This is a genomic window from Bradyrhizobium centrosematis (assembly GCF_045571495.1).
In the GTDB taxonomy this organism is placed as follows: Bacteria; Pseudomonadota; Alphaproteobacteria; order Rhizobiales; family Xanthobacteraceae; genus Bradyrhizobium; species Bradyrhizobium centrosematis.
Window position 1 is genome coordinate 4,875,076 of the sequence record NZ_CP120703.1, and the last position, 25,030, is coordinate 4,900,105.

The 25,030-nt window shown below is 64.8% G+C and carries 24 protein-coding genes and 1 pseudogene; 2 read left to right on the forward strand and 23 right to left on the reverse strand.

Translation table 11 applies throughout. From position 1 onward, the window contains the following. Nucleotide 1: 1 nt before the first annotated feature. From P6U31_RS23470 to P6U31_RS23520, 11 genes are all read right to left on the reverse strand, one after another. Nucleotides 2-832 carry a carbohydrate ABC transporter permease gene (locus tag P6U31_RS23470; protein ID WP_128924845.1) on the reverse strand — a complete coding sequence of 277 codons (831 nt, stop codon included), beginning with the start codon at nt 830-832 and terminating at the stop codon, nt 2-4. A gap of 3 nt (nt 833-835) precedes the next feature. Then, entirely contained in the window at nt 836-1,708 is an 873-nt protein-coding gene (locus P6U31_RS23475) for a carbohydrate ABC transporter permease (protein ID WP_407184151.1), read from the reverse strand. 85 nt (nt 1,709-1,793) lie between these two features. Further along, on the reverse strand, nt 1,794-3,140 hold the full coding sequence (locus P6U31_RS23480; protein WP_407184152.1) for an ABC transporter substrate-binding protein: 1,347 nt from the start codon (nt 3,138-3,140) through the stop codon (nt 1,794-1,796). A 253-nt stretch (nt 3,141-3,393) separates the two neighbouring features. Further along, nucleotides 3,394-4,344 carry a sugar-binding transcriptional regulator gene (locus tag P6U31_RS23485; RefSeq protein ID WP_407184153.1) on the reverse strand — a complete coding sequence of 317 codons (951 nt, stop codon included), beginning with the start codon at nt 4,342-4,344 and terminating at the stop codon, nt 3,394-3,396. A 6-nt stretch (nt 4,345-4,350) separates the two neighbouring features. Then, entirely contained in the window at nt 4,351-5,013 is a 663-nt protein-coding gene (locus P6U31_RS23490; protein ID WP_407184154.1) for an HAD family hydrolase, read from the reverse strand. 82 nt (nt 5,014-5,095) lie between these two features. Further along, nucleotides 5,096-7,015 carry a nitric oxide reductase activation protein NorD gene (locus tag P6U31_RS23495; RefSeq protein ID WP_407184155.1) on the reverse strand — a complete coding sequence of 640 codons (1,920 nt, stop codon included), beginning with the start codon at nt 7,013-7,015 and terminating at the stop codon, nt 5,096-5,098. A gap of 10 nt (nt 7,016-7,025) precedes the next feature. Beyond that, nucleotides 7,026-7,835: a CbbQ/NirQ/NorQ/GpvN family protein gene (locus tag P6U31_RS23500; protein ID WP_407184156.1), complete on the reverse strand. Its 810-nt coding sequence runs from the start codon at nt 7,833-7,835 to the stop codon at nt 7,026-7,028. A gap of 61 nt (nt 7,836-7,896) precedes the next feature. Then, nucleotides 7,897-9,243, reverse strand: coding sequence for a cbb3-type cytochrome c oxidase subunit I (locus P6U31_RS23505; RefSeq protein WP_407184157.1), 1,347 nt, complete (start codon nt 9,241-9,243; stop codon nt 7,897-7,899). Nucleotides 9,244-9,277: 34 nt separating this feature from the next. After that, entirely contained in the window at nt 9,278-9,730 is a 453-nt protein-coding gene (locus P6U31_RS23510; RefSeq protein WP_407184158.1) for a c-type cytochrome, read from the reverse strand. 112 nt (nt 9,731-9,842) lie between these two features. Next, on the reverse strand, nt 9,843-10,103 hold the full coding sequence (locus tag P6U31_RS23515) for a cytochrome C oxidase subunit IV family protein (RefSeq protein ID WP_407189925.1): 261 nt from the start codon (nt 10,101-10,103) through the stop codon (nt 9,843-9,845). Next, nucleotides 10,103-10,681 (reverse strand): cytochrome c oxidase subunit 3 family protein, encoded by a 579-nt coding sequence (locus P6U31_RS23520; RefSeq protein WP_407184159.1) that lies wholly within the window; start codon nt 10,679-10,681, stop codon nt 10,103-10,105. The genes P6U31_RS23515 and P6U31_RS23520 overlap by 1 nt, the downstream gene beginning before the upstream one ends. A 274-nt stretch (nt 10,682-10,955) precedes the next feature. Between P6U31_RS23520 and P6U31_RS23525 the strand changes: the two genes are divergently transcribed. After that, on the forward strand, nt 10,956-11,111 hold the full coding sequence (locus P6U31_RS23525; RefSeq protein ID WP_407184160.1) for a hypothetical protein: 156 nt from the start codon (nt 10,956-10,958) through the stop codon (nt 11,109-11,111). Between the two features lie 19 nt (nt 11,112-11,130). On the opposite strand, the gene mmsB is transcribed toward P6U31_RS23525, so the two are convergent. The 11 genes and pseudogenes from mmsB to ytfQ all read right to left on the reverse strand — a co-directional run bounded on the left by mmsB (nt 11,131) and on the right by ytfQ (nt 23,384). Then, on the reverse strand, nt 11,131-12,321 hold the full coding sequence (mmsB, locus tag P6U31_RS23530; RefSeq protein WP_407184161.1) for a multiple monosaccharide ABC transporter permease: 1,191 nt from the start codon (nt 12,319-12,321) through the stop codon (nt 11,131-11,133). Next, on the reverse strand, nt 12,318-13,895 hold the full coding sequence (mmsA, locus tag P6U31_RS23535) for a multiple monosaccharide ABC transporter ATP-binding protein (protein WP_407184162.1): 1,578 nt from the start codon (nt 13,893-13,895) through the stop codon (nt 12,318-12,320). The genes mmsB and mmsA overlap by 4 nt, the downstream gene beginning before the upstream one ends. 93 nt (nt 13,896-13,988) lie before the next feature. After that, nucleotides 13,989-15,062 (reverse strand): multiple monosaccharide ABC transporter substrate-binding protein, encoded by a 1,074-nt coding sequence (gene chvE / locus P6U31_RS23540; protein ID WP_407184163.1) that lies wholly within the window; start codon nt 15,060-15,062, stop codon nt 13,989-13,991. 74 nt (nt 15,063-15,136) lie between these two features. Beyond that, the gene (locus tag P6U31_RS23545; protein WP_407184164.1) at nt 15,137-16,018 is read right to left on the reverse strand and encodes an SMP-30/gluconolactonase/LRE family protein; all 882 of its coding nucleotides are present in this window, start codon (nt 16,016-16,018) and stop codon (nt 15,137-15,139) included. Then, nucleotides 16,015-17,092 (reverse strand): annotated as a pseudogene (locus P6U31_RS23550) (aldose epimerase family protein). The gene P6U31_RS23545 and the pseudogene P6U31_RS23550 overlap by 4 nt, the downstream one beginning before the upstream one ends. 2 nt (nt 17,093-17,094) lie before the next feature. Then, nucleotides 17,095-18,021 carry a Gfo/Idh/MocA family protein gene (locus tag P6U31_RS23555; RefSeq protein WP_407184165.1) on the reverse strand — a complete coding sequence of 309 codons (927 nt, stop codon included), beginning with the start codon at nt 18,019-18,021 and terminating at the stop codon, nt 17,095-17,097. Then, on the reverse strand, nt 18,018-18,794 hold the full coding sequence (locus P6U31_RS23560; RefSeq protein ID WP_407184166.1) for a FadR/GntR family transcriptional regulator: 777 nt from the start codon (nt 18,792-18,794) through the stop codon (nt 18,018-18,020). The genes P6U31_RS23555 and P6U31_RS23560 overlap by 4 nt, the downstream gene beginning before the upstream one ends. Beyond that, nucleotides 18,791-19,771: a galactofuranose ABC transporter, permease protein YjfF gene (yjfF, locus tag P6U31_RS23565; protein WP_407184167.1), complete on the reverse strand. Its 981-nt coding sequence runs from the start codon at nt 19,769-19,771 to the stop codon at nt 18,791-18,793. Before yjfF ends, P6U31_RS23560 begins: the two co-directional genes overlap by 4 nt. Next, on the reverse strand, nt 19,768-20,760 hold the full coding sequence (locus P6U31_RS23570) for an ABC transporter permease (protein ID WP_407184168.1): 993 nt from the start codon (nt 20,758-20,760) through the stop codon (nt 19,768-19,770). Before P6U31_RS23570 ends, yjfF begins: the two co-directional genes overlap by 4 nt. Beyond that, nucleotides 20,757-22,301 carry a sugar ABC transporter ATP-binding protein gene (locus P6U31_RS23575; RefSeq protein WP_407189926.1) on the reverse strand — a complete coding sequence of 515 codons (1,545 nt, stop codon included), beginning with the start codon at nt 22,299-22,301 and terminating at the stop codon, nt 20,757-20,759. Before P6U31_RS23575 ends, P6U31_RS23570 begins: the two co-directional genes overlap by 4 nt. Before the next feature lie 117 nt (nt 22,302-22,418). Further along, nucleotides 22,419-23,384, reverse strand: a complete 966-nt coding sequence (ytfQ, locus tag P6U31_RS23580; RefSeq protein ID WP_407184169.1) for a galactofuranose ABC transporter, galactofuranose-binding protein YtfQ — start codon at nt 23,382-23,384, stop codon at nt 22,419-22,421. Nucleotides 23,385-23,474: 90 nt separating this feature from the next. Here ytfQ and P6U31_RS23585 point away from each other — a divergent pair, with 90 nt between their 5' ends. Beyond that, nucleotides 23,475-23,612, forward strand: a complete 138-nt coding sequence (locus P6U31_RS23585; protein ID WP_407184170.1) for a hypothetical protein — start codon at nt 23,475-23,477, stop codon at nt 23,610-23,612. 214 nt (nt 23,613-23,826) lie between these two features. Here the strand turns inward: P6U31_RS23585 and P6U31_RS23590 are convergent, their stop codons facing one another. Beyond that, the gene (locus P6U31_RS23590) at nt 23,827-24,999 is read right to left on the reverse strand and encodes a fumarylacetoacetate hydrolase family protein (RefSeq protein ID WP_407184171.1); all 1,173 of its coding nucleotides are present in this window, start codon (nt 24,997-24,999) and stop codon (nt 23,827-23,829) included. Nucleotides 25,000-25,030: the final 31 nt, after the last annotated feature.

Genomic DNA, 25,030 nt, shown 5'->3' on the forward strand with positions numbered 1-25,030 from the left:
TCTACTTCACCGCGCCGAAGGTGAGCCCGCGCACGAGCTGCTTCTGGCTGAACCAACCGAGGACGAGAATTGGCGCGATCGCCAGCGTCGATGCCGCCGACAGCTTCGCCCAGAACAGCCCTTCCGGGCTGGAATAGGAGGCGATGAACGTGGTGAGCGGCGCAGCGTTCGAGGTCGACAGATTGAGCGTCCAGAACGCCTCGTTCCAGGCCAGGATCAGATTGAGCAGCAGCGTGGACGCCAGACCCGGGATCGCCATCGGGGTCAGCACGTAAACGAGCTCGCGGCCGATGGTGGCGCCGTCCATGCGCGCGGCTTCGAGGATGTCGCGCGGGATCTCCTTGAAATAGGTGAACAGCATCCAGATGACGATCGGCAGGTTTCCGAGGCACAGGATGAAGACGAGGCCGATGCGGGAGTCGAGCAGGCCGAAGCTCTTGTAGATCAGATAGATCGGCACCAACACGCCGACGGGCGGCATCATCTTGGTCGAGAGCATCCAGAGCAGGACGTCCTTGGTGCGCTTGGTCGGCGAGAACGCCATCGACCAGGCCGCGGGAATCGCGATCAGGAGCGCGATCAAGGTCGAGCCGCCGGCAATGATGATCGAGTTCATCGCGTGCAGGACATAGTCGCTGCGCTCCTGCACGGTCGCATAGTTTTCCGTGGTCCAGTGGAAGAACAGGAAAGACGGCGGGATGGCAAAGGCCTCGAGCTCGGTCTTGAAGCTCGCCAGCACCATCCAGAGGATCGGGAAGAAGATCAGGAAGCCGAAGAACCACGCTGCGATCGTCGAGACCACCACCCGCCGCGTCGTTGCCATTCGTGCCATGCTCTAGGCCTCCAGATTGCGGCCGACGATGCGGACGAGGAAGAAGGCGACGACGTTGGCGATCACCACGGCGACGAGGCCGCCCGCGGAGGCGCTACCGACGTCGAACTGGATCAGCGCCTGCGAATAGATCAGGAAGGCGATGTTGGTGGTCTGCAGACCCGGCCCTCCCCCTGTTGTGACGAAGATCTCGGCAAACACCGTCAGCAGGAAGATGGTCTCGATCAGGAGCACCACCGTGATGGGCCGCGCCAGATGCGGCAGCGTGATGTAGATGAAGGTCGAGACCGCACTGGCGCCGTCCATCTCGGCGGCCTCCTTCTGCTCCTCATCGAGCGATTGCAGCGCGGTGAGCAGGATCAGCGTCGCGAACGGCAGCCATTGCCATGTCACGATCAGGATGACCGCAAACAGCGGCACGTCGTTAAACCAGTCGATCGGCGTCAGGCCGAACAGCGAGGCGAGCCAGGCGAACAGGCCGGACACCGGATGCATCAACAAATTCTTCCAGACCAGTGCGCTCACCGTCGGCATCACGAAGAACGGTGCGATCACCATCAGCCGCACGAAATTGCGTCCGACCACCGGCTGGTCGAGCAACAGCGCCAGGGGAATGCCGAGCAAGATGGTCAGCGCCAGCACCGAGCCCACCAGCACTAGCGTGTTCTGGAGCGAGGCGAGGAAGGCGGGATCGGTGAGGAAGTAGCGGAAGTTTTCCAGTCCGATGAAGGACTCGGAGCCGGGATCGAGCAGGCTGTAATGCAGCGTCGAGAAGTAGATCGTCAGCGCCAGCGGGACGATCATCCAGATGAACAGCAGGCCGACGGCCGGCGTCAGGAGCGAGCGCGCAAGGAACTGCGTCTGCCGGGTTGCCATCAACGCTTCTCCGCTGGCGGGAAGAAGGCGGCCATCCATGGTGCCGGATGGCCGCAAGTCGGAGCTCAGGAGGAGGAGCTCGGGTTCATTTGATGTAGCCGGCGCGCTTCATCTCGCGCTCGGTCGCCGATTGCGCCGCAGTGAGCGCGGCATCGACCGTCATCGATCCCGCGAGCGCGGCCGAGAATTGCTGGCCGACCTGCGTGCCGATGCCCTGGAATTCGGGGATTGCGGCGTATTGCACGCCGACATAAGGCACCGGCTTCACCGTCGGCTTGTTCGGATCGGCTGCGTCGATCGAGGCGAGCGTCAACTTCGCAAACGGGGCGACCTTCAGATAGTCCTCGTTCTTGTACAGCGAGGTGCGCGTGCCCGGCGGCACGTTGGCCCAGCCCTCCTTCGACGCCACAAGCTTGGTGTAGTCCTTGCTGGTCGCCCAGGCGATGAACTTCTCGGCCGCTTCGGTCTTCTTGGAGCCGGCGGGGATCGCGAGATTCCAGGCCCACAGCCAGTTGGCGTTCTTGCCGAGCCCGGTGTTGGGCGCCAGCGCAAAGCCGACTTTGTCGGCGACCTTGGAGTCCTTGGGGTTGGTGACGAAGGACGCCGCCACCGTGGCGTCGATCCACATCGCACATTTGCCGGCGTTGAACAGCGCCAGGTTCTCGTTGAAGCCGTTGGAGCTCGCGCCGGGCGGGCCGGCTTCCTTCATCAGATTGACGTAGGTCGTCAGCGTCGTCTTCCATTCCGGCGTGTTGAATTGCGGCTGCCACTTCTCGTCGAACCAGCGCGCACCGTAGGAATTGGCCATGGCCGAGAGGAACGCCATGTTCTCGCCCCAGCCGGCCTTGCCACGGAGGCAAATGCCGTAAGTGCCGGCGCTCTTGTCGGTGAGCTTCTTGGCCGCATCGATCACGAAATCCCAAGTCGGCTTTTCCGGCATCTTCAGACCGGCCTTCTCGAACAGATCGGTGCGGTACATCACCATGGAGCTCTCGCCGTAGAACGGCGCGGCATAGAGCTTGCCGTCGGCGGAGACCGCATCCCGGATCTTCGGCAAGAGGTCAGCGACGTCGTAGTCGGCCCCTAAATTGGCGAGTGGCACCAGCCATCCCTTCTTGGCCCAGATCGGCACCTCATAGGTGCCGATGGTGAGCACGTCGAACTGGCCGCCCTTGGTGGCGATGTCGGTGGTGACGCGCTGGCGCAGGACGTTCTCCTCCAGCGTCACCCATTTCACGGTGATATCGGGGTTCTTCTTGGTGAATTCGCCGGTCAGCCCCTGCATGCGGATCATGTCGCCATTGTTGACGGTCGCGATCGTCAGGGTCGTCTCGGCCATCGCGGGGACGGCCAGCAAAAGTGCAGACGCGCCGCAGACGGCGCCCAGGACATGTTTCACGGTGACCTCCCTTGGATTCGCGCTTTTGAGCATATGCCCACGCGTTGAGCGTATGTTCAACAGAGGAACGGCCGTTGTCAAGCAGGCGCGTGGATGTTCCCGCAACTTATGAGTGCTGCGGTGCGACAATCCACTCTGTCGTGCCCCGCGAAGGCGGGACATCCAGCACTCCGTGCAATGGGTGATTTGCCGCAAGGGGAGCCGCGGCGTACTGGATCGTCCGCCCGAGTGCGCAATTGCGCACAAGGCGGACGATGACAGCAGCGCAAGTCGCGAGCTCGCCGCCCTACCGCTCCAGAATCGCCCTTGCCGTCGTCTCGTCCGTGATCAGGCCATTGATCAGGCCGCCGCTCAGCGCGGCGGCGATTGCCGTCACCTTCGCCGCCCCCACCGCGGCGCCGATCGTCGTGGCCTTTGCCGGCACTTGCGGCGGGATGCTGGTGAGGCGCTTGTTGGTGCCCGCCTTGAGCAGGCGCCCCTTGGAATCATAAGCCCAGCCGGTGATCTCGCCGATGGCGCCGAGCCGCATCATCTCGAACAATTCGTCGCGAGTGACGAAACCGTCGATGTGAACCTGCGCCTTCTGGTCCATCTGGCCGATGCCGACGAGACGCAAATCCGCCTTGGCCGCCACGGCCTTCACCCTCGCGATCGGCTCGATACGGACCATCTTGTTGCGCTCGTCCTCTGACGACATCAGGAACGGCAGCGGCATCGGATAGTGCCGCGCGCCAGTGCGGTCGGCGAGCCGGCCGACGGTGTCGTAGAAGCTCGCCGAACCGTCGGCGGAGATGTTGCCGACCAGCGAGACGATCTGGTGATTGGGACGGTCGATCGGCGTGACGCGCTCGACGGCGGCACGCACTGCCCGGCCGGTGCCGAGAGCGACGATCACGGGTGTCTCCGAACGCAGCGTCGAGTCGAGCAGATTGGCGCAGCGTTCAGCGATGCCTGCGGTGGCCTGCGGCGCGGCGGGATCGGCCGGCACGACCTCGCAATGGACAAGGTCGAAACGCTCCTTCAGGCGCGCCGCAAGCTCCATGCAGGCGACAATCGGGTGCTCGAGCCGGAACGTGATGAGGCGCTCGGCGAGACACAACGACACCAGCCGCTGCGCCGAGGCGCGCGAGACCTGCAGCATCTTCGCGATCTCGTCCTGGGTGTGACCAGCGATGAAATAAAGCCAGCCGGCACGCGCGGCGTCGTCAAGTCGCGACTTGTCGTTCTCGGCGGCCATGCGGGCCTACGCCTCCCAGAATTCGCTCATGCGCGCGAAGACCCGGTCCGCCCCCGCGCCGGACAATATAACCCGCCCGTCGCGGCTGCGGTAATGGCTGCCGCCGACAAATCCCCAGACGGTCATGCCGGCCGCCTTGCCCGCCTTGACGCCGCTGACGCTGTCCTCGATCACCAGCGTGCGCGCAGGTTGCACTCCCATCTTCTCCGCCGCGAGGAGAAAGAGGTCGGGCGCCGGCTTGCCATGCCTGACCATTTGCGCGGTGTAGATCCGCTCGCCGAAATGCGCGCGCAGGCCGGTGACATCGAGCGAAAGCGCGACGCGATCCATGTCGCTGGACGAGGCCACGCAGAACGGCACGGACAAGCCGGAGATCACGCCCGCAATGCCGGGAATCGGCTGCAGCGAAGCTGCGAAGGTCGTGAGCACTTGCGACTTCAGGCGCGGCAGAAAACCGTCCGGCACGATCTGCCCGAGGTCACGATAGTGCTGCTCGATCGCATTGGTGCTGCGCCCGAGAAACAGCTCGAGCGCCCGCTCCTCGCCGAGCGCGATGCCGAACTCGGCCAGCACCTCGGACAGGCACCGGCAGCTCAACAGCTCGCTATCGACGAGCACGCCGTCGCAATCGAAGATGATCAGATCGGGTTTCGGCCGGTCTTGGTCCATTCGGCCATTCGATCATATACTCATCGCATGAGCAATAGTTCGGCCGGGAATGGAACGATGCAACGGTCGACCGCTCCCTTGATCAATGCGCGACCTGCCGGTAGATCGCCGGCAGCGCGGCGGGCAGCCGCTTGATGTTGCCGACGATGGCGTAGCCGCCGCGACCGAACAATGTCGGGAAGTAGGATTGCGCGGTTGCGTCCACCGTGACGCCGAAGGCGGCGATGCCGAGCCGGCGCGCCTCCTGCACCGATTTGCGGGTGTCCTCGACTGCGAAGCGGCCTTCGTAATGATCGACGTCGTTCGGCTTGCCGTCGGTGAGGACGATCAGCAGCTTCTTGCGCTGAGGTTGGCGGGCGAGCTCGGCGGCGGCGTGGCGCACCGCCGCACCGATCCGGGTGTAATAGCCCGGCTTCAGCGCGCCGATGCGGCGTTCCACCAGCGCGCTCATCGGCTCGCCGAAGGCCTTGACGGTTTCGATCCGCACCCAGGATCGCCGGCGCGAGGTGAAGGTCAGGATGCTGTGGTGATCGCCGCAGGCCGAAAGCCCGTGGGCAAGCACCAGCAGCGCCTCCTTCTCGACGTCGAGCACGCGGTAGCCGTCGACCCAGGCATCGGTGGACAGCGAGACGTCGACGAGCAGCGTCACGGCGAGATCGTGCCCTTGCGGGCGCATCGCGAGATGGATGCGGTCGAGGCCGCTGCCGCCGCTGCCGGCGCGCAGGTCGCACCGCGCGCGTACCAGCGCGTCGAGATCGAGGTCGTGTCCGTCCGCCTGGGCGCGCATCAGCTCGTGGCGCGGCCGCAGCACTTCGAAGCGGCGGCGCACCTCGCGGATGTGCCGGCGCATGGCGTCGTCAGGCGTCCAGCTCTCGCCTTGCTGGGAGGCTGCAGCTGCGAGCACGCGGCAATGGTCCGGCAGATAGGAGCGACTGCGATAGTCCCATTCGGGATAGGTGAGGTCCGCGTTCAGCCGCGATGCATCGAGGGCTTCCGGCGGCAGGTCGAGATCGAACTTGAACCGGCTCGCCGGCTTGCCGGTGCGGCGGCTGAGTGTGATCTCCTCGAGATCGTCGGCCGCTTTCTGTGCATCCTCGTCCTCGCTGTCGTCGGCCGGACGGTCGACATTGACCATCTCGGCCATCGCCAGGATCTTCTCGAAGCGGTTGACCACGAAAGGATCGCGGCGGTTGGCATTGTCCTCGCGCTCCCGGACGGCAAAGCGCTTGCGATCGTCCTTCGCCGCGGCCTCCGCGCCTGGCGCACACTCGTCCTCACCGGCATGTGCAGGCGAGAGCTCGCGCGTCCAGCAATCTCCCCACAGTGGGCAGGGCAGGATCGAATGGTAGCCCGGCGGCGCCTTGTCCGGCAGCAGACCCGTGCCCATCATCGCCGGCCACAGCTTGCCCGCCGGTGCCTTGCCGGCTCCGAGCAAAGCGACGACGATCTGCTCGACCTCCTGCTCGATACGCGGCAAGGGGCGGCGGGGCCGGGCCTCGGCAGTTGCCGCGGCGAGGGCGGCGTAATCGGCGACAAGGCCGGGAAATTGCGTGAGCACGAAGACGGCCGTTTCGCTGGCCCGGCGCAACACCAGAAGATCCCGCCGCAGCGGATCGGGTTCCGTGATCGTCTCGATCGGTGCCGCCGCGAACCACGCCGCAAGCCAGCGATAGAGCGCTGCGTTCAGCGCGCGATCGGGAAAGATCGCAATGCGATCGGGAAGGAAGATGGTCGCGGCGTCGCGGCCCGGCTGCGCGAGCCGCTCGTCTCCGAGACCGATGCGCTGCCGCCAGCCGAGACGGTGCCCCGATTTCCGCGCACCTGCACTCGCGATCTGGACGCCGGTCTCACCGCCGAGCGCACGGAACATCACCGCGAGCCGTCCCCTCACCTCGGTCAGCGCGACGGCGTGCTCGTCGTGAACCGGGTAGCTCGCGGTGCCGCCGACCATCCTGTGCCAGGCGCGGCCGACCGTCTCCTCCAATTCGAGGAAATCGAGCATGGGCGCGGCCTCACCCGATGACGGCGCGTGCGACGTCCAGCAGCCCCGCCTTCACGTCGAGATCGTCGGTGAGCGGCTCGATCATGCCGGCCAGCACGGCATCGGCGACCGGCGTGCCTGCGGCAATCAGGGTCGCGCAATAGACCACGAGGCGAGTCGAGACCCCCTCCTCCAGATCGTGGCCCTTGAGCGCGCGCAGCCGCCCGGCCAGCCCGACCAGCGGCCGCACGCGCTCCGGCGACAGCCCGCTTTCGGCGGACACGACGCCGATCTCCTGCTCTGGCAGCAGGAAATCAAATTCGATGGCGACGAAGCGCTGCCGCGTCGAGGGTTTCAGCGCCTTCAGCAGCGTCTGGTAACCGGGATTGTACGAGACCACGAGCATGAAACTGTTCGGTGCCACCAGCTCCTCGCCGGTCCGCTCCAGCGGCAGGATGCGACGATCGTCGGTCAGAGGATGCAGCACGACAGTGACGTCCTTGCGCGCCTCCACGACCTCGTCGAGATAGCAGATGCCGCCCTCGCGCACGGCGCGCGTCAAAGGACCATCGGTCCACACAGTGTCACCACCCCTCAGCAGATAGCGGCCGGTGAGATCGGCGGCGGTCAGATCGTCATGACAGGCAACGGTGTGAAGCGGCAGTCCCAGCCGCGCCGCCATATGCGCGACGAAGCGCGTCTTGCCGCAGCCGGTCGGCCCCTTGAGCAGAACCGGCAGACGCCGCCGCCAGGCATGTTCGAACAGCTCGCATTCGTTTCCGGATGGAACATAGGCCGGCAACTCGGGCGCTGAGGTTACCGTGTGAAGGGCAGCTTTCATGATGTCTCTCCGGACTTTCCAGGAAGCAGGCGGCCGCGGCGAACCGCGGCCGCCCTCGCGACTACTCAGCCGGCTGCAACGCGCCGGGGATGACCGCCTGCCTGGCGCGACCGGGCACCAGCACGGCCCAGACGAACATCAGCGCGGAGATCGCCACGAACACACCGGAGCCCAGGCGGACCCAGTAGAACATCGCGAGCTGATCCTGCACGTCCATGTAACCTTGGCCGAGCACGCGCTGGAGATGGACCTGGACCACGCCGGCGAAGGTCAGCGCGAAGGTCATCACCATCATGGCCGTGCACATGATCCAGAAGCTGGTCATGGAGAGCCACTGGTTGTAGGGCGCGCGTCCCTTGAGCTGCGGGATCGCATAGGCCATCACCGACAGGTTCAGCATCACATAGGCGCCGAAGAAGGCGAGATGGCCGTGCGCAGCGGTGACCTGGGTGCCGTGGGTATAGTAGTTCACCGAGGACAACGTGTGCAGGAAGCCCCATACGCCGGCGCCGAGGAACGCCATCACCGAGCAGCCGACCGACCACAACAGCGCGGCGCGATTCGGATGCTTGCGTCCGGCCTTCCAGGTCATCTGCACCGTGAAGATCACCATGGTGAAGAACGGCGCAACCTCGAGCGTGGAGAACAACGAGCCGATCCACTGCCAGTAGCCCGGCGCACCGATCCAGTAGAAATGGTGGCCGGTGCCGAGAATGCCCGAGAACAGGGCAAGGCCGATGATGACGTAGAGCCACTTCTCGACGACCTCACGATCGATGCCGTTGAGCTTGATCATGAGATAGGCGAGCACGGAGGCCATGATCAGCTCCCAGACGCCTTCGACCCAGAGATGGACGACGTACCACCAGTACATCTTGTCGACGGCAAGGTTCGCCGGGTTGTAGAAGGCGAACAGAAAGAAGATCGCGACGCCCCACAGCCCGAACAACAGGATGTTGGTGATCGTAGTCTTGCGGCCCTTCAGCGCGGTCATCGTGACGTTGAACAGGAACATCAGGCAGACGACGACGATGCCGACCTTGATGATGAAGGGCTGTTCGAGGAACTCGCGGCCCTCGTGATAGTGGAAGAGATAGCCGACCACGGCAACGCCCGCAGCGCCAAAGAACATCCAGAACTGGATCTTCGCCAGCAGCGGGCTGTAGAGCTCGGTCTCGGTCTCTTCCGGGAGCAGGAAATAGGTTGCGCCCATGAAGCCGATCAGCGACCACACGATCAGCGCGTTGGTGTGGATCATCCTGACGATGTTGAACGGCAGGAGGGTCGACAGGGTGTTGGGCAGCACGTAGATCGTTCCGGCGAGAAGGCCGAACAGGATCTGGGCCAGGAACAGGGTCAGCGCGCCGTAGAAATACAGCATCGCGACTTTCTGAGTTTGATATTTCATCTCGGGTTCTCTCTGTCTGGAAAGAGGAAGGCGCTCAGCCGGCCTTGTTCGGCGGCCAATCCTGCCGCTTGATCTTGCTGGTCCACTGCAGGAAGTCGGCGAGATCGTCCAGCTCCTGGTTGGTGAGGTTGAACTGCGGCATCTGCCGTCGGCCCGGCGCGCCCGAGGGCTGCGATTGCATCCAGGCCTTCAGTGTCTCGCGCGCTGCGGCCGGATCCTCGTTGCCGCCCCAGCGATCCCAGACGTTACCGACCTCGGGCGCAAAATAGGCGCCTTCGCCGAGCAGGGTATGGCAGTTGATGCAGGAGTTCTTCTCCCAGACATGCTTGCCGCGGGCGACCGACGACGTCAGCATCGTCGCGTCCGTGGACGTCGTGGCCATGTAGTAATGGCTGTGCGCCGTGAGCCCTATGAAGATGGCGAAGAAAAAGGCCGAACCGCCATAGAACACATTTCGGGCGGCCGACTTGGTCAGGCGTTCAGCCATTGCCAATCCTTTCCGGTTTGCGTCGAGAAAATCTGTGATGCGATTTATTGCCGATTGAGGGGAATCGCTCTTTGTCGAAGCGCAACGAGCGCGACGATGTGCAGCGCCGCAGTCAGATCAGGGCGACGATTGCGGATGCGAGCCAGGCGAACAGCACCACGATGACGACCCAGGCGCTGACGAGGCCGCGCCAAAGCGCAGGCGCGGCGCGAAGATCGAGGAAGTCGAGCACGATCCGGCGGCCCTTGATGGCGGCAAAGGTCAGCAGCAAGCCATTGGCGAGCAAGGGGCGCGACACCAGCGGCGGGACCAGAAGGGTCGCGAGCGCGAGGCCGATCAATGTGATCCAGGCGATGTCGAGACGATCCGGAATCACGGGTGCACCAGATAGATGATGGGGAACATGACGATCCAGAGCAGATCGACCATGTGCCAGAAAGCGGTTCCGGTCTCGACGCCCGCTGCCCGGGCTCCGCGGGACACCACCGCCAGGATCACGATGCCGAGGCCGACATGCAGGAGATGGAAGCCGGTGAGGAGGAAATACAGCGTGAAGAACGGGCTGGTCTCCAGACCGTTTCCCGACGCAATCTCGCCCGCATATTCGAACAGCTTGACCGCGATGAAGACGGCGCCGAGAGCCATGGCGCCGAACAGCCAGCCACGCGCACACGCCCTTTCACCCTCCCGTGCAGCGGCCGTCGCACGCGCGGCAGCCCAGCCACTGGTCACGAGCACGATGGTGTTGATTGCCGCCAGATGCGCGTCAAGGGTGGCCTGGCCGGCGGCGAAGACCGCCGGCTGAAGCGCACGAGCGACGACGAACGCACCGAGGAACAGGCCGAAGGCGGCGAGCTCGCTGAAGATGAGCACCCAGATCATGGGATCGCCGGGAAGATCTTCCAGGATGCCCCAGCCGGTTCCCTGTTGCTCGCACTCGGCCGTCGACATCGTCTCTCCGGATCAGGACACCGGCCAGACTTAGCCCGGCCGCCGGGTTCCGAGTTTGTCGTCGGACAAACTAGGAATCGCCGGGCGCCTTGTTTGCGCCGACGCAACGTCCTGCCCACCGGATCGCGCTACGAATTGGCTCAGGATACCTAGAGCGTTTTCGAGCGAAGTGGACACCGGTTCGCGTGAAGAAAACGCGTCAAAACAAGAATCTAGAGCTTCGGTTCTGATTCAATCAGAACCGAAAATGCTCTAGTGAGCGCCGAGGGATGGCATGAGCGACGCACAAATCGGGCTAATGACGGCGACACCCATCATCATCATCTTCGCCATCGCGCTCCGGCGCATGGGGGTGTTATCGACGGTGGCGACCGTATCGGCGGTGAGCCTCTCTGTCGCCATCGCGACGGTGCTGTTTACGACGCAGTGATGCGCTGCCGTAGGTGCACCTACCGCCGCTGATTATACACGTCGATGCACACTGCTCCGAGCAGCACCAGGCCCTTGATGACCTGCTGATAGTCGATACCGATGCCCAGGATGGACATGCCGTTGTTCATCACGCCCATGATCATGGCGCCGACCACGGCACCGCCGACGCGCCCCACCCCGCCATAGGCCGAGGCACCGCCGATGAAGCAGGCGGCGATGACATCGAGCTCGAAGCCGAGGCCGGCCTTCGGCGTCGCGGTATTGAGGCGTGCTGCGAAGACGAGGCCCGCGAGCGCGGCGAGCACACCCATGTTGACGAAGGTGAAGAAGGTCAGCCGCTCAGTCTTGATGCCCGACAGTTTTGCCGCCTTCGCATTGCCACCCACCGCATAGACCTGTCGGCCAATCACGGTTCGTCTCGTGACGAAGCCATAGAGCGCGATCAGCGCGGTCATGATGACCAGCACGTTCGGCAGGCCGCGATGCGAAGCGATCAGATAAGTGAAATAGAGCACGGCGCAGGCAAGCAGAACGCTTTTGCCGAGGAAGAACGCATAAGGCTCGACCTCGATGCCATGCGATTGCTCGCGCGAGCGACCCTTGGCGCTGGCATAGACGAGACCGAGCGCGAGCACCGCGCCGATCAGCATGGAGGTCGGATGCAGCGTGCCGGCCTCGGGCAGAAGCTCCGGAATGAAGCCGGAGGACAACTTCTGGAAAGTCGGCGGGAACGGACCGAGGGACTGGCCCTGCAGCACCGCGAGCGCGAGCCCCTTGAACACCAGCATGCCCGCCAGTGTCACGATAAAGGATGGAATGCCGAAAAACGCCACCCAATAGCCCTGCGCCGCACCGATTGCCGCGCCCAGCAACAGGCAGGCGATGAAGGCGAGCGTGTAGTCGATCTTGTATGTCACCATCAGCACGGCGGCCACTGCGCCGACGAAGCCGGCGACCGAGCCGACCGAAAGGTCGATATGGCCGGTGACGATCACCAGCAGCATGCCGAGGGCCATAATGACGATGTAGCTGTTCTGCAGCACCAGGTTCGTCAGGTTGAGCGGCTGCAGCAGCGTGCCGCCGGTCATGACCTGGAAGAACAGCATGATCGCGATCAGCGACATCAGCATGCCGTAGTTGCGCAAATTGTTCTTGATGAAGCTGCCGTGCCGGCGCTCCTCGGGCAGCGAAACCGTCTTGTCGGTCATGGCTGCGATCCTCCCATCTCCGCGGCCGCGGGCGCGGCGTTGCCATTGTTTCGTTCGTTGCGCATGATCGCGCGCATGATCTTCTCCTGCGTCGCGTCCGCGCCCATGAACTCGCCGACAAAGGCGCCGTCGTTCATGACGCAGATGCGATCGCAGATGCCGAGCAGCTCGGGCATCTCCGAGGAGATCACCACGACGCCGCGGCCGGCTTCGGCCAGCTCGTTGATGATACAGTAAATCTCGTATTTGGCACCGACGTCGATGCCCCGCGTCGGCTCGTCCAGGATCAAGACCTTGGGGTCGGTCATCAGCCATTTCGACAGCACCACCTTCTGCTGGTTGCCGCCGGAGAGCTGGCCGGTCTCCTGATAGACGTCGGAGCAGCGGATGCGCATGCGGGTACGATAGTCGCTGGCGACCTTCAGCTCAGCGATGTCGTCGATCACCCGCTTGGGTGCGACCTGGTCGAGGCTGGCGAGCGTGATGTTCTTGCGGACGTCGTCGGCGAGGATCAGGCCGAGCTGCTTGCGGTCCTCGGTGACATAGGCGAGGCCGGCGTCGATCGCGGCGGCGACGCTCGGCAGCACCATGTCTCGGCCTTCGAGCCGAAGGCTGCCGCTGATATTGGTGCCCCAGGAGCGGCCGAACAGGCTCATGGCGAATTCGGTGCGGCCGGCGCCCATCAGACCGGCGATGCCCACGACCTCGCCGCGCCTGACGCCGAAATTGACGTTCTTGATCACCTGCCGCTCGGGATGGATGGGGTGATAGACCGACCAGTTCGCGACGTCGAGCACGGGCTCGCCGATCGTCACGCTGCGCTCCGGGAAACGGTGCGCCATATCGCGGTTGACCATGCTGCGGATGATGCGGTCTTCCTGGATCGGCTCGCTGCGGCAATCGATGCTGTCGACGGTGCGGCCATCGCGCAGCACCGTGATGTGGTCGGCGACCTTGGCGACCTCGTTGAGCTTGTGCGAGATCAGGATCGAGCCGATGCCCTGCTCGCGGAAGGTCATGAGGCGTTCAAGCAGCGCGGCGCTGTCGGCCTCGTTCAGGCTGGCGGTCGGCTCGTCCAGGATCAGCAGCCGAACCCGCTTGGACAGCGCCTTCGCGATCTCGACCAGCTGCTGCTTGCCGACGCCAAGATCGGTGATCAGCGTATCCGGGGACTCCTTCAGGCCGACCTGCGCGAGCAGCTCGCGCGTGCGACGGTACACCTCGTCGCGGTCGATGACACCGAGCTTCGATGGCGGATGCGACAGGAAGATGTTCTCCGCGATCGACATCAGCGGGATCAGCGCCAGCTCCTGGTGGATGATGATGATGCCGAGCGCCTCGGAGTCGTTGATGTCGCGGAAGCGCCGCTCCTCGCCTTCGAAGACGATGGTGCCGTCGTAGCTGCCATGTGGATAGACTCCGCTCAGCACCTTCATTAGCGTCGACTTGCCGGCGCCGTTCTCGCCGACAAGCGCGTGGATCTGCCCGGCGTGAACCGAGAAGTTGACGTCGCGCAGCGCCTGCACACCAGCAAAGCTCTTGCTGACGTTGCGCATCTCCAGCATGGCGGTCATGGCGTTGGTGTCCTTAGAAAACTTTCGTCAGTCTCTCCGCCGTCATTCCGGGGCGATGCGAAGCATCGAACCCGGAACGACGGCCCGAGAAATCTACTGGAACTGCGACTTCTTGTAGTAGCCGCTGTCGACCAGGACCTTCTCCCAATTGTCCTTGTAGACCACGACCGGCTTGAGCAGGTAGGACGGCACGGTCTTGATGCCGTTCTCGTAGGTCTTGGTGTCGTTGACCGGGACCTGCTTGCCGCCGAGCGCGGCGTCGACCATGTCCGCGGTCACCTTGGCGAGGTCGCGGGTGTCCTTGAAGATGGTCGAATACTGGTCGCCGCGCAGCATCGCCTTGATCGAGGGCACCTCGGCATCCTGCCCCGAGATGACCGGCATCGGCTGGTCGGCGCTGCCGTAGCCGACGCCCTTCAGCGAGGAGATGATGCCAATCGAGATGCCGTCATAGGGCGACAGCACAGCGTTGAGCTTCTTGTTGCCATAATAGGCGCTGAGCAGGTTGTCCATGCGGGCCTGAGCGGTTGCGCCGTCCCAGCGCAGCGTCGCGACCTTGTCCATGCCCATCTGGCCCGAGGCGACGACGAGCTTGCCGCTGTCGATATACGGCTTCAGCACGCTCATGGCGCCGTTGTAGAAGAAATAGGCGTTGTTGTCGTCGGGCGAGCCGCCGAACAATTCGATGTTGAACGGGCCCTTGCCCTCCTTCAGCCCCAGCCCCTGCTCGATCGACTGTGCTTGCAAAACACCGACCTGGAAATTATCGAAGGTCGCGTAGTAATCGACATTCGGCGTGCCGCGGATCAGCCGGTCATAGGCGATCACGGTGATGCCCTTTGCTTTCGCCTGTTTGAGCACGTCGGACAAGGTGGTGCCGTCGATCGCGGCGATCACCAGCGCCTTCGCACCCTTGGTCACCATGTTCTCGACCTGCGAGAGCTGGTTCGGAATGTCGTCTTCGGCATATTGCAGGTCGGTGTTGTAGCCGCGCTCCTTCAGCACCTTGACCATGTTGTTGCCGTCGTCGATCCAGCGGGCGGACGATTTGGTCGGCATGGCGATGCCGACGGTCGGCTTGTCCTGGGCGGAGGCAGGCGCGCCCGCGATCAGCGTGGCGGCGCTCGCGACAGCGAGCGCCAGGAACGTCGTCTTCAGTTTCAGCATGTTTCACTCCCTTTGGGTGTCAGACTGTTTCTTGGTTTCGTCGAGAACGTCGGTGGTGGGCTCTTTCGGGTCTCCTATGCGAGCTTGACGTCGGGCTCCACGCGACCGCGCGCGGAGGCCTCCAACAGGAACGTGCAGCCGGCCTGAGGATCGGCAGCGCGGTCCGCAGCGTCCATGTCCTGCCATGCCGAGGTGACGAGCAGGCGCGACAGGTCGGGGCCGACGAAGGCCGGGCAGCTCGCCTGCTTTGCCGGCACGCCGAGCGAGCGCAGGCGCTCGCCTTGCGGCGAGTAGACGTCGATCCGACTCGCGCCCCAGCAGGCGTTCCAGATATTCCCGTCGGCGTCGCACACCGAGCCGTCGAGCCCGCCGATGCCGGTGTGGCGCAGCAGGACCTCCGGCTCGCCGCGCGGCAGGCCGGTCGCGGGATTGAGCGGCACCGCATAGAGCACGGCACGCGGGGTGTCGGTGAAATAGCCGGTGGCGCCATCCGGCGAGAAGCAGATCGAATTGGGAATGCTGATGCCGGGAAACAGCGTCGAGATCTTGCCGCGATGGAGCGCGTAGATCGCCCCTGCTTTCGGCTCGGCCTCCTTGCCCATGGTGCCGATCCAGAACGTGCCGGACTGGTGCACGCGGCAATCATTGGAGCGCGTGGCGGGATTGTCCGCTTCGAGCGGACAGAACAGCGTCATGCCACCGTCAGCGAGCTCACGGACATAGAGACCGTCTTCCGCGACGATCAACTGCCGCCCGGCATCGATACGCCCGAGCGCGCTTGCCATGCGGCCGAGCGCATGGATGCGGATGCTGCCGCTGCCAAGCTGCGCCTCGAACAGCCGGCCCTCGCGGATGTCGAACCACCAGGCGGTGTCGGTGGTCATGTCGTAGGTCGGTCCCTCGCCGAGATGGCAGGGATCGTCAGAGAGAACGGAGGTTGGCACGTGTTCGATCATGGCGCCCTCGCTGCAAAGCGATAGACCGTGTGATGCCGATAGACTGCGCCGGGATCGAGGCGCGGGCTCGGAAAGTCGGGCCGGTTCGGCGCATCCGGCCAGATATGCGGCTCCAGGCACATCGCGTCCGACTGCCGGATCAGCTTGCCGCCCTTTCCTGAAATCGTGCCGTCGAGATAGTTGCCGGAATAGACCTGAAGCCCGGGCTGGTCGGTGAGCAGCTCCATGATGCGTCCTGAGCGGGGCGCCTCCAGCCGGGGCCGCAAGCGCGAGCTTACCGTCACGCCCGAGGCAGTAGGTGTGGTCATAGCCCCTGCCGTTGCGCAATTGCTGATCGCCTTCGCGGATGCGCTCGCCGACGGGACGGGCGGTGCGGAAATCGAACGGCGTGCCCGCCACCTCGCGCGGCGGCTCCGGCAGCGGAATGGCCGTGGGATCGATGGCGAGAAAATGCTCGGCAGCGACGGTCAAGCGATGGTCGAGAATGGGCGTGCCCGACGTCGCGCCTTCGAGATTGAAGAAGCTGTGATTGGTCAGGTTGACGACGGTCGGCCGGTCGGTCCGCGCTTCCATGAGCAGCGATAGTTCGGTCGGACCGGTGATGCGATAGGTCAGGCGCACATCGAGCTTGCCGGGATAGTTCTCCTCCCCGTGCGGGCTCGTATAGGTCAGGGTCACCGCGGGGGCAGCCCCCTCGTCGATCTCCGCGATCTCCCAGAGCTTGCGGTCGAATCCATCGAGGCCGCCATGCAGCGCATTCGGACCGTTGTTGACGGCAAGCTGCACCGTCTCGCCATCAAGCGAGAACCGTCCCTTGGCGATGCGGTTGGCGTAGCGGCCGACTGTGGCGCCGAAGAATTTTCGTTCGGCGAGATAACCGGCAAATGTGTCGTGGCCGAGCACGACATCGCCATGGCCGCCGTTCGCATCCGGCGCGATCAGTGCCTGAAGCACCGCACCATGCGTGATGACGCGCGCTTCGAACCCGCCTGCCCCTCGCAACACGATGCGCTCGACATCGCGGCCATCAGGCAGCTTTCCGAACAGGTCTCTTTGGATTCTTGAACCAGCCATGCCTAATCCACGAACGGTTCGACAATTGTGCGCCTGCCGAGCAGGAAGGCATCGGCGACGAGGCGAAGCGGTGCCAGATCGACGTCGCTCGCGCCGGTCGCCGCGAGCTCGACGAAGCGCCGGTAGAGCCCGCGATATTCCTCATCAGGCGCTTCAGCAAGCACCTTGCCGTCGACCGCCATGCGTGCGCCGCCGTTCGATAGCGTCATCCGGCCCCGATTAGTGTCGATGACAATATCCCAGCTCTGCGGCCCGGTCTGACGAAAGTCGAACTCGGCGGTCACAGGCAGTCCGCTGATGTCGGTCAGCGTCAGGTTCGCAGCGATTGGCGCCTGGCAATTGGCGGGAAAGGCAAGTTCGGCCGCGGTGACGAACACCGGCGTCGGCAGGATCCGGGTCAGGATCGAGAGCGCGTTGATGCCGGGATCGAACACGCCAAGACCGCCCGGCTCCCAGATCCAACCCTGACCGGGATGCCAGACGCGGACGTCCTCCTTCCAGCTGATGTGCACCGATTTGATGCGCCGCTCGGCGAGCCATTGCCGGGCCGGCTCGACCGCCGGAGCATGGCGCGAATGCCAGGTCGCAAACAGCGTGCGCCTCGCCGCGGCGGCCATCGCGATCAGCGGATCGAGCTCGGCAACGCCGGTGCCCGGCGGCTTCTCCAGCATGACATGCTTGCCGGCGGCGAGCGCGGCGGCAGCCTGGGCACGACGAGCCTGGGGCGGCGTGCAGAGCGAGACCGCGTCGATCGGCGGTCCCTTCTCCAGCAACTCCTCGATGGTCGCAAAATGCGGCAGCCCTGGCAGCGAGGCGTTACGGCTGGCGACGGCCGCCAGCGTCGCCCCCGGCACCGCGGCGATCGCGCCGACATGCTGGTCGCGCGCGATCTTGCCGAAACCGACAATGGCGATGCGAAGTTCGGTCACGCTTGCTCTCCCGTGTTCGCAGCTGACAGCGGGTCCACCGGCGCGGTCTCGATCACCGTGCCCTCGTGACGACTCATGCCGTTGTGAATGACATAAACCATCGCCTCCGAGGCGGCCTCGGCGTCGCCCGCCGCGATGGCATCGACGATCTTCTGGTGCCACAGCAGCACGGCGTCGCGGTCTTCCGGCTCGACCGGCGCGCTGAGCAGGAACGAGGCGCGTAGCGCCGCCTCGATGACGTGCCCGATCGAGCGCATGAAGAGGTTGCCCGAGGCGCGCGCGACGGCGACGTGAAGCGCGAGGTCTGCATCGGCGAAGCCGGCGGAGTCCGATGCTTCAAGCCGCATGCGCTCCATGCTGCGCCGAAGCTCGGCGAGATCCTCCTCCGACCGCCGCGTGGCGGCCAGCATCGCCGCGCGCGGCTCGACCGCGAGACGGATCTCGGCGAGATCATTGAGGAAACGCTTGTCGATGCCGGCGTCGAGGTGCCACGCCAGCACGTCGGCGTCGAACATGTTCCAGGCGCCGCGTTCGCGCACGACGGTGCCGACCCGCGCCTTGGTGGAGAGCAGCCCCTTGGCGACCAGCGTTTTCACGCTCTCGCGCAGCACAGGCCGCGACACGCCAAACATCGCGATCATCTCGGCATCGCCGGGCAGGCGCGTGCCTTCCGCATAGCGGCCGGCGATGATGTCGACGCCGATCGAACGGGCCACCTCCGCGTGGTTGGAATGGGCCCGTCGGGTCGGGATGACGACGATGCGCGAGGTCATGACGCCGCTCCTGCGCTCTTGGCCACCGGCCGGCGCGCCAGCGCCACCAGTCCCTGCTGCAAGGCGATGAAGGCGAACAGCAAGACGCCGGTGGCGATCTTGGTCCACCAGCTCGACAATGTCCCGTCGAAATTGATGTAGGTCTGGATCAGGCCCTGGATCAGCACGCCGAGGAAGGTCCCGATCACCGAGCCCTGCCCGCCCGTGAGCAGTGTGCCGCCGATCACAACCGCGGCGATGCTGTCGAGCTCGACGCCCACGGCGGAGAGCGAATAGCCGGCGCCGGTGTAGAAGGAGAAGACGATGCCGGCGATACCCGCAAGCAGGCTCGACAGCATGTAGATCTTCACCGTCATCTTACCGACGGCAACGCCCATCAAGCCTGCGGTCGCCCGGCTGCCGCCGAGCGCGTAGACATTGGCGCCGAACCGCGTGAGGTGCAGCAGCAAGGCGCCGCCGATCACGATCGCGATCATGATGATGGCGATCGCCGTCAGCCGCCCGCCGCCGGGCATCCGAAGCGCGAAGTCCGACACGGTCGAGTAGATCGGTGCCGTGATCGGCACAGATTCCGTCGAGAGCAGGAAGCTTGCGCCACGGGCGAGGAACATGCCGGCCAAGGTCACGATGAACGGCGGCAGATCGAAGACATGGATGACGGCGCCCATCGCCGCACCAAAGGCCGCCGATAGCGCCAGGATGGCGACAAAGGCGACCAGCGGCGGCACACCCCAGCGCTCGATTGCCAGCGCGACGAAGACAGTGGTGAAGCCGATCACCGAGCCGACCGACAGATCGATCCCGCCGGAGATGATCACGAAGGTCATGCCGGTCGCAACGATGCCGAGGAAAGCGTTGTCGGTGAGGAGATTGCCGACGACGCGGGTCGAGGCGATGTTGGGAAACTGCACCGCACAGGCCGCAAAGCTCGCGATCAGCACGATCGCCGTGATCAGGGCGGGCGGCAGGCCTCTCATGGTTTCGTCCTCCCGAACCAGGTCATCACACCGGCAACGCCCGACAGCTTGGGCGATTGCAGCAGCAGAACCGCGAGCACCACCACCGCCTTGACCAGCAGGTTGAACTCCGGGGGATAGCCGGACAGGAGAATACCAGTGTTCATGGTCTGGATGATCAGCGCGCCGAGCACCGCGAGCACGAGGCTGAAGCGCCCGCCGAACAGCGAGGTGCCGCCGATCACCACCGCGAGGATGGCGTCGAGCTCGAGCCACAGGCCGGCATTGTTGGCATCTGCGCCCATGATGTCGGCTGCCGCGATAACGCCGGCCAGCGCCGCGCAGACGCCGCACCAGACATAGACCGAAAGGACCATCGCACGGGTGCCGACGCCGGCCAGCGCGCTCGCCCGCGAATTGCCGCCGGTCGCCTCGATCAGCAGCCCGAGCGCCGAGCCGCGCACCACCGCGCCGGTGAGGATGAGCATGCCCAACGCGATCACGACCGGCACCGGCAGGCCGAGCACCGAGCCATTGCCGAGCCAGACCAGATCAGGCGAGGAGAAGGTGACGATGCGCCCTTCGGTGATGAGCTGGGCGATGCCGCGCCCGGCCACCATCAGGATCAGCGTGGCCACGATCGGCTGCATGCCGAGCACGGCGACGAGAAATCCGTTCCACAAGCCACAGGCGAGCCCCGCACCAAGCGCGGCCGCGAGCACCACCGCAAGGCCGTGGCTGTCGGCAAGGCTCGCCGCGACCGCGCCTGCGATCGCCATGACGGCGCCGACCGACAGATCGATGCCGCGCGTTGCAATCACCAGCACCATGCCGAGCGAGAGCAGCGCCACCGGCGTGCCGCGGTTAAGCACGTCGATCAGGCTGCCGAACAGCCGGCCGTCCTGGAGACGCAGATCGAAGAATTGCGGCGACACCACCCGGTCGACCACCAGGATGACGATCAGCGCCAGGATCTGCGCAAGGCCGCGGCGCGGCAGCAGCGCTGTCATGTGTGGGCCTCGAGCGCAACAGTGACGCTATCGGCGGCGATGGCGGCGAGAATGTTGCCGACGTCGATTGCCTCGCCCGCGAGTTCCTCCACATGGGCGCGGTCACGCAGCACGACGACCCGGTCGGAATAGGTCACGATCTCGTCGAGCTCGGAGGAGATCACGAGCAGCGACAGACCGTCGTCGCAGAGCTTGCGGATCAGGCGGATGATCTCGGCATGCGCGCCGACGTCGATGCCGCGGGTCGGCTCGTCCAGCACCAGGAGCCGCGGCGAGGTCGCAAGCCACCGCGCCAGCAGCACCTTTTGCTGATTGCCACCGGACAACAGGCCGACGGGACGCTCGGAATCGGCCGGACGAATGTCGAGCATCTTGACATAGCGGCGCGCGATCTCGTCCTGCTCGCGGCGTGACAGCGGCCGGTGCAGACCGCGCTTGGCCTGGAGCGCCAGCACGATGTTCTCGCGCACGGTGAGCTCGGCGACGATGCCGTCGGTTTTGCGCTCTTCCGGGCAATAGCCGAAGCCATGGCGGACGCCATCACGCGGCGAATGGAGCCGCACGGGCGCACCCTCCACCTTTGCTTGCCCGCGATCGGCGCGCTCGGCGCCGAACACCAGCCGCGCCGTCTCAGTACGGCCCGAGCCGAGCAGGCCGGCAAGGCCGACGACCTCGCCATGGCGCAGCTCGAGATCGAACGGCGCGACATAGCCGTCCTTGCCAAAATTCTCAAAGCTTGCGCAGACCTCGCGGTCCCTACGTTCGCCCGCCACCGCCCGTGCACTGGTCGTCTCCGCAAGCTCGCGCCCGAGCATCATCCGGATCAGCTCCAGCCGCGGCAAGGAGGCGGTCTCGCGCTCGCCGACCAGGCGGCCGTTGCGCAAGACGGTGATGCGGTCGGATATCTCGTAGACCTGGTCGAGAAAATGGCTGACGAAGACGATGCCGATGCCGCGCTTGGCGAGTTGGCGCATGATGCCGAACAGAATCTCGACCTCATGGCGGTCGAGGCTCGCGGTCGGCTCGTCCAGGATCAGCACGCGCGCGGAGAGATCGACGGCGCGCGCGATCGCGGTGACGTGCTGAATGGCCACGGAATAGTTGCCGAGCGGCGCGGCGACGTCGATGTCGAGGCCAAAATCCGCAAGCAGCGCCTTGGCACGGCGGCGCATCTCGCCCTCGCGCACGATGCCGAAGCGCATCGGCTGCCGGTCGAGGAACAGGTTTTGCGCCACGGAGAGGTTCGGCAGCAAATTGACTTCCTGGTAGACCGTGGCGATGCCGGCCCCGAGCGCCGCCTTGGCCGAACGCGGCGCAATTTCGTCGCCATCGATCCTGACGATGCCGGCATCGCGCGGGAACACGCCGGTCACGACCTTGATCAGCGTCGACTTGCCAGCGCCGTTCTCGCCAAGCAGCGCATGGATCTCGCCGGCGCGGAGCGTGAAATCGACCTCCTGCAGCGCGCGTACCGCGCCGAAGCTCTTGCTGACGCCGCGCACTTCCAGAAGCGGCGGAGCAGGATCGGGGCTATTCTCCATGGTGACGTCACTCCCACCGGCGCCCGCTGACGTTGCGGACACCCGGCCGATTCGTTCGCGCGGCGGTTTCGAAGGGGCGCCGGACCACCGGGGAGCGGTCCGGCGCGATCTCCTGGCTCAGTAACCAAGGCCCTTCTTGCTGTCGTAGATCTTCTGCGGATCGTCGGCGGCGGTATAGAGCTTCGACTCGGTCTGGATCCACTTCGGCGGAACGGTGCCCTTGTCCTTGAAGGCCGCAATGGCGTCGAGCGCCGGGCCCGCCATGTTCGGCGTCAGCTCCACCGTGGCGTTGGCTTCGCCGGTGGCCATCGCCTTGAAGATATCGGGCACCGCGTCGATCGAAACGGTCAGGATGTCCTTGCCGGGCTTGAGGCCGGCCTCTTTCATCGCCTGGATCGCACCGACCATCATGTCGTCATTGTGCGCGTAAACCGCGCAGATCGACTTGCCGCCGCCTTCGGCCTTGATGAAGCTCTCCATCACCTCCTTGCCCTTGGCGCGAGTGAAATCGCCGGTCTGGCTGCGCACGACCTTCAGGTTCGCGTGCTTGGCAATGGCGGTGTCAAACCCCTTCTTGCGGTTGGTAGCGACGCTCGCGCCGACCGTGCCCTGCAATTCAACGATGTTGCAGGGCTTGCTGCCAACGGTCTTGGCGAGCCAGTCACCGGCGACCTCACCTTCATGCACGCTGTCCGAGGTGACGGCGGTGAGATAGAGGTCCTTACCCGAGGGATCGATGTCGCGGTCGAGCAGCACGACCGGAATCTTGGCTTCCTTGGCTTCCTTCAGCACCGAATCCCACCCGGTCGACACGACGGGGGCGAGGAAGATCGCATCGACGTTCTGCGCGATGAAGGAGCGGATCGCTTTGATCTGGTTCTCCTGCTTCTGCTGCGCGTCGGCGATCTTGAAATTGACCTTCCGCTTGGCGGCCTCCTGCTTGGAGACCGACGTCTCGGCCGCACGCCAGCCGGATTCCGACCCGATCTGCGAGAAGCCGATGGTGAGCTGACCGGCCTGGGCCGGCAGCGCGAGCAGCAAAGCGGCCGTGGCGCTGGCCGCAAAGAGAGCTTTGAAGGTCATCAGGCGTGTCTCCCAAGATGTTTATCCGGGCGCCTATTGGTATCTTGGCACCCTCGGGCCGGCCGGTACGGCGGCGGGAGGGACTATTTCATGGAAGATTGGTTCCGACTAGTCATATTATTTGACTATTTGAAGAAATCGCGCGGTCAAGGCGATGCGCGGCTGTACGACACGCTCAGCGCGATTTTGTTCCAGCAATGCAACGGGGAGATGAAGGGCATTTGGTGAAGGTGAACTACCTCCACGTCATTGCGAGCGCAGCGAAACAATCCAGAATCCCTCCGCGGAAAGACCCTGGATTGCTTCGCTGCGCTCGCAATGACGTGGAAAGAGCTTTGGTTCGGTCGACTAAATCGACTCGCGGAGATTCCCCTCACCCGGAATGCGCGCTTCGCGCAATTCCGACCTCTCACCGCACGCGGGGAGAGGCAAAGGCCGCGCGCTAGATCAGCTTCCGCTGCGCCAGGTTCTTCATCAGCGCGCCGATGCCGAAGGTCCAGGGCTCGCACTCATCGCTGGTGCGCATGCGGTTGACGAGCTTGCCGAGCTCCGGCGCGGAGATCGTGACGATGTCGTCGCGCTTGTGGGTGAAGCCTTGCCCCGGCGCATCACGATCCTTGACCGGCGCGAACATCGTGCCGAGGAACAGCACGAAACCATCGGGGTATTGATGGACCTTGCCGATGGTCTGCGCGACCAGATCGGTCGGATCGCGGCTGATCTTGCTGATCGAGGAATGACCATCGAGGACGAAACCGTCGGTGCCCGTGACGTTCAGGCTGATGTCGAGCTTGCGCGCGTCGTCGAGCGTGAAGGTGTCGTCGAACAGGCGTAGCAACGGGCCGATCGAGCACGAGGCGTTGTTGTCCTTCGCCTTCGACAGCAGCAGCGCCGAGCGGCCCTCGAAGTCGCGCAAGTTCACGTCGTTGCCGAGCGCGCCGCCGACGATCTTGCCGCGGCTGGAGACGAACAGCACCAGCTCGGGCTCGGGGTTGTTCCAGGTCGACTTCGGATGCAGGCCCGCGTCCATGCCGGTGCCGACCGAGGACATGGTGGGGGCCTTGGTGAAGACCTCGGCATCGGGACCGATGCCGACCTCGAGATACTGGCTCCAGGCGTTCTGGTCGATCAGCACCTGCTTCAGGTGCATGGCCTGGTCCGAGCCGGGCTTGAGCTTCGACAGATCGTCGCCGATCAGCCGCGTCACCTCTTTGCGGATGGCCTCGGCCGAGGCCGGATTGCCCTTCGCCCGTTCCTCGATGACGCGTTCCAGCATCGAGATGGCAAAGGTGACGCCGGCAGCTTTCAAGGTCTGGAGATCGACCGGCGCAAGCAGCCAGGGCTTGTTGCGATCACGACCATCGGGTGCCGTGTTGGCCACGATCGCTTCGAGATCGCCGATGCGCTCACCCCTGGTCGCGGCCAGCGCGTTTGCCGGGTTTTCTTCCTCGCACAGCGCGCTGACGGTCGGAAATCTTGCGGTGACGTCAAACACCCCATCGCCGCGCACGGCGACCACGGCCGGACCCCCGACCTGCGGCAGCCAGACGCGGCCGACCAGCGTCCCCTTCGTTCCATCCTTGGGGAGAAGGTCTTGTACCGTCAATGTCGTCATGGCCGCGTCCTCGCTGTTTCCTTGGGATCGG

Excerpts from the sequence above, each read along its gene's own strand:
- P6U31_RS23470 (WP_128924845.1), bottom strand. The coding sequence starts at position 832 with ATGGCACGAATGGCAACGACGCGGCGGGTGGTGGTCTCGACGATCGCA.
- P6U31_RS23475 (WP_407184151.1), bottom strand. The coding sequence starts at position 1,708 with ATGGCAACCCGGCAGACGCAGTTCCTTGCGCGCTCGCTCCTGACGCCG.
- P6U31_RS23480 (WP_407184152.1), bottom strand. The coding sequence starts at position 3,140 with ATGCTCAAAAGCGCGAATCCAAGGGAGGTCACCGTGAAACATGTCCTG.
- P6U31_RS23485 (WP_407184153.1), bottom strand. The coding sequence starts at position 4,344 with ATGGCCGCCGAGAACGACAAGTCGCGACTTGACGACGCCGCGCGTGCC.
- P6U31_RS23490 (WP_407184154.1), bottom strand. The coding sequence starts at position 5,013 with ATGGACCAAGACCGGCCGAAACCCGATCTGATCATCTTCGATTGCGAC.
- P6U31_RS23495 (WP_407184155.1), bottom strand. The coding sequence starts at position 7,015 with ATGCTCGATTTCCTCGAATTGGAGGAGACGGTCGGCCGCGCCTGGCAC.
- P6U31_RS23500 (WP_407184156.1), bottom strand. The coding sequence starts at position 7,835 with ATGAAAGCTGCCCTTCACACGGTAACCTCAGCGCCCGAGTTGCCGGCC.
- P6U31_RS23505 (WP_407184157.1), bottom strand. The coding sequence starts at position 9,243 with ATGAAATATCAAACTCAGAAAGTCGCGATGCTGTATTTCTACGGCGCG.
- P6U31_RS23510 (WP_407184158.1), bottom strand. The coding sequence starts at position 9,730 with ATGGCTGAACGCCTGACCAAGTCGGCCGCCCGAAATGTGTTCTATGGC.
- P6U31_RS23520 (WP_407184159.1), bottom strand. The coding sequence starts at position 10,681 with ATGTCGACGGCCGAGTGCGAGCAACAGGGAACCGGCTGGGGCATCCTG.
- P6U31_RS23525 (WP_407184160.1), top strand. The coding sequence starts at position 10,956 with ATGAGCGACGCACAAATCGGGCTAATGACGGCGACACCCATCATCATC.
- mmsB (WP_407184161.1), bottom strand. The coding sequence starts at position 12,321 with ATGACCGACAAGACGGTTTCGCTGCCCGAGGAGCGCCGGCACGGCAGC.
- mmsA (WP_407184162.1), bottom strand. The coding sequence starts at position 13,895 with ATGACCGCCATGCTGGAGATGCGCAACGTCAGCAAGAGCTTTGCTGGT.
- chvE (WP_407184163.1), bottom strand. The coding sequence starts at position 15,062 with ATGCTGAAACTGAAGACGACGTTCCTGGCGCTCGCTGTCGCGAGCGCC.
- P6U31_RS23545 (WP_407184164.1), bottom strand. The coding sequence starts at position 16,018 with ATGATCGAACACGTGCCAACCTCCGTTCTCTCTGACGATCCCTGCCAT.
- P6U31_RS23560 (WP_407184166.1), bottom strand. The coding sequence starts at position 18,794 with ATGACCTCGCGCATCGTCGTCATCCCGACCCGACGGGCCCATTCCAAC.
- yjfF (WP_407184167.1), bottom strand. The coding sequence starts at position 19,771 with ATGAGAGGCCTGCCGCCCGCCCTGATCACGGCGATCGTGCTGATCGCG.
- P6U31_RS23570 (WP_407184168.1), bottom strand. The coding sequence starts at position 20,760 with ATGACAGCGCTGCTGCCGCGCCGCGGCCTTGCGCAGATCCTGGCGCTG.
- P6U31_RS23575 (WP_407189926.1), bottom strand. The coding sequence starts at position 22,301 with ATGGAGAATAGCCCCGATCCTGCTCCGCCGCTTCTGGAAGTGCGCGGC.
- ytfQ (WP_407184169.1), bottom strand. The coding sequence starts at position 23,384 with ATGACCTTCAAAGCTCTCTTTGCGGCCAGCGCCACGGCCGCTTTGCTG.
- P6U31_RS23585 (WP_407184170.1), top strand. The coding sequence starts at position 23,475 with ATGGAAGATTGGTTCCGACTAGTCATATTATTTGACTATTTGAAGAAA.
- P6U31_RS23590 (WP_407184171.1), bottom strand. The coding sequence starts at position 24,999 with ATGACGACATTGACGGTACAAGACCTTCTCCCCAAGGATGGAACGAAG.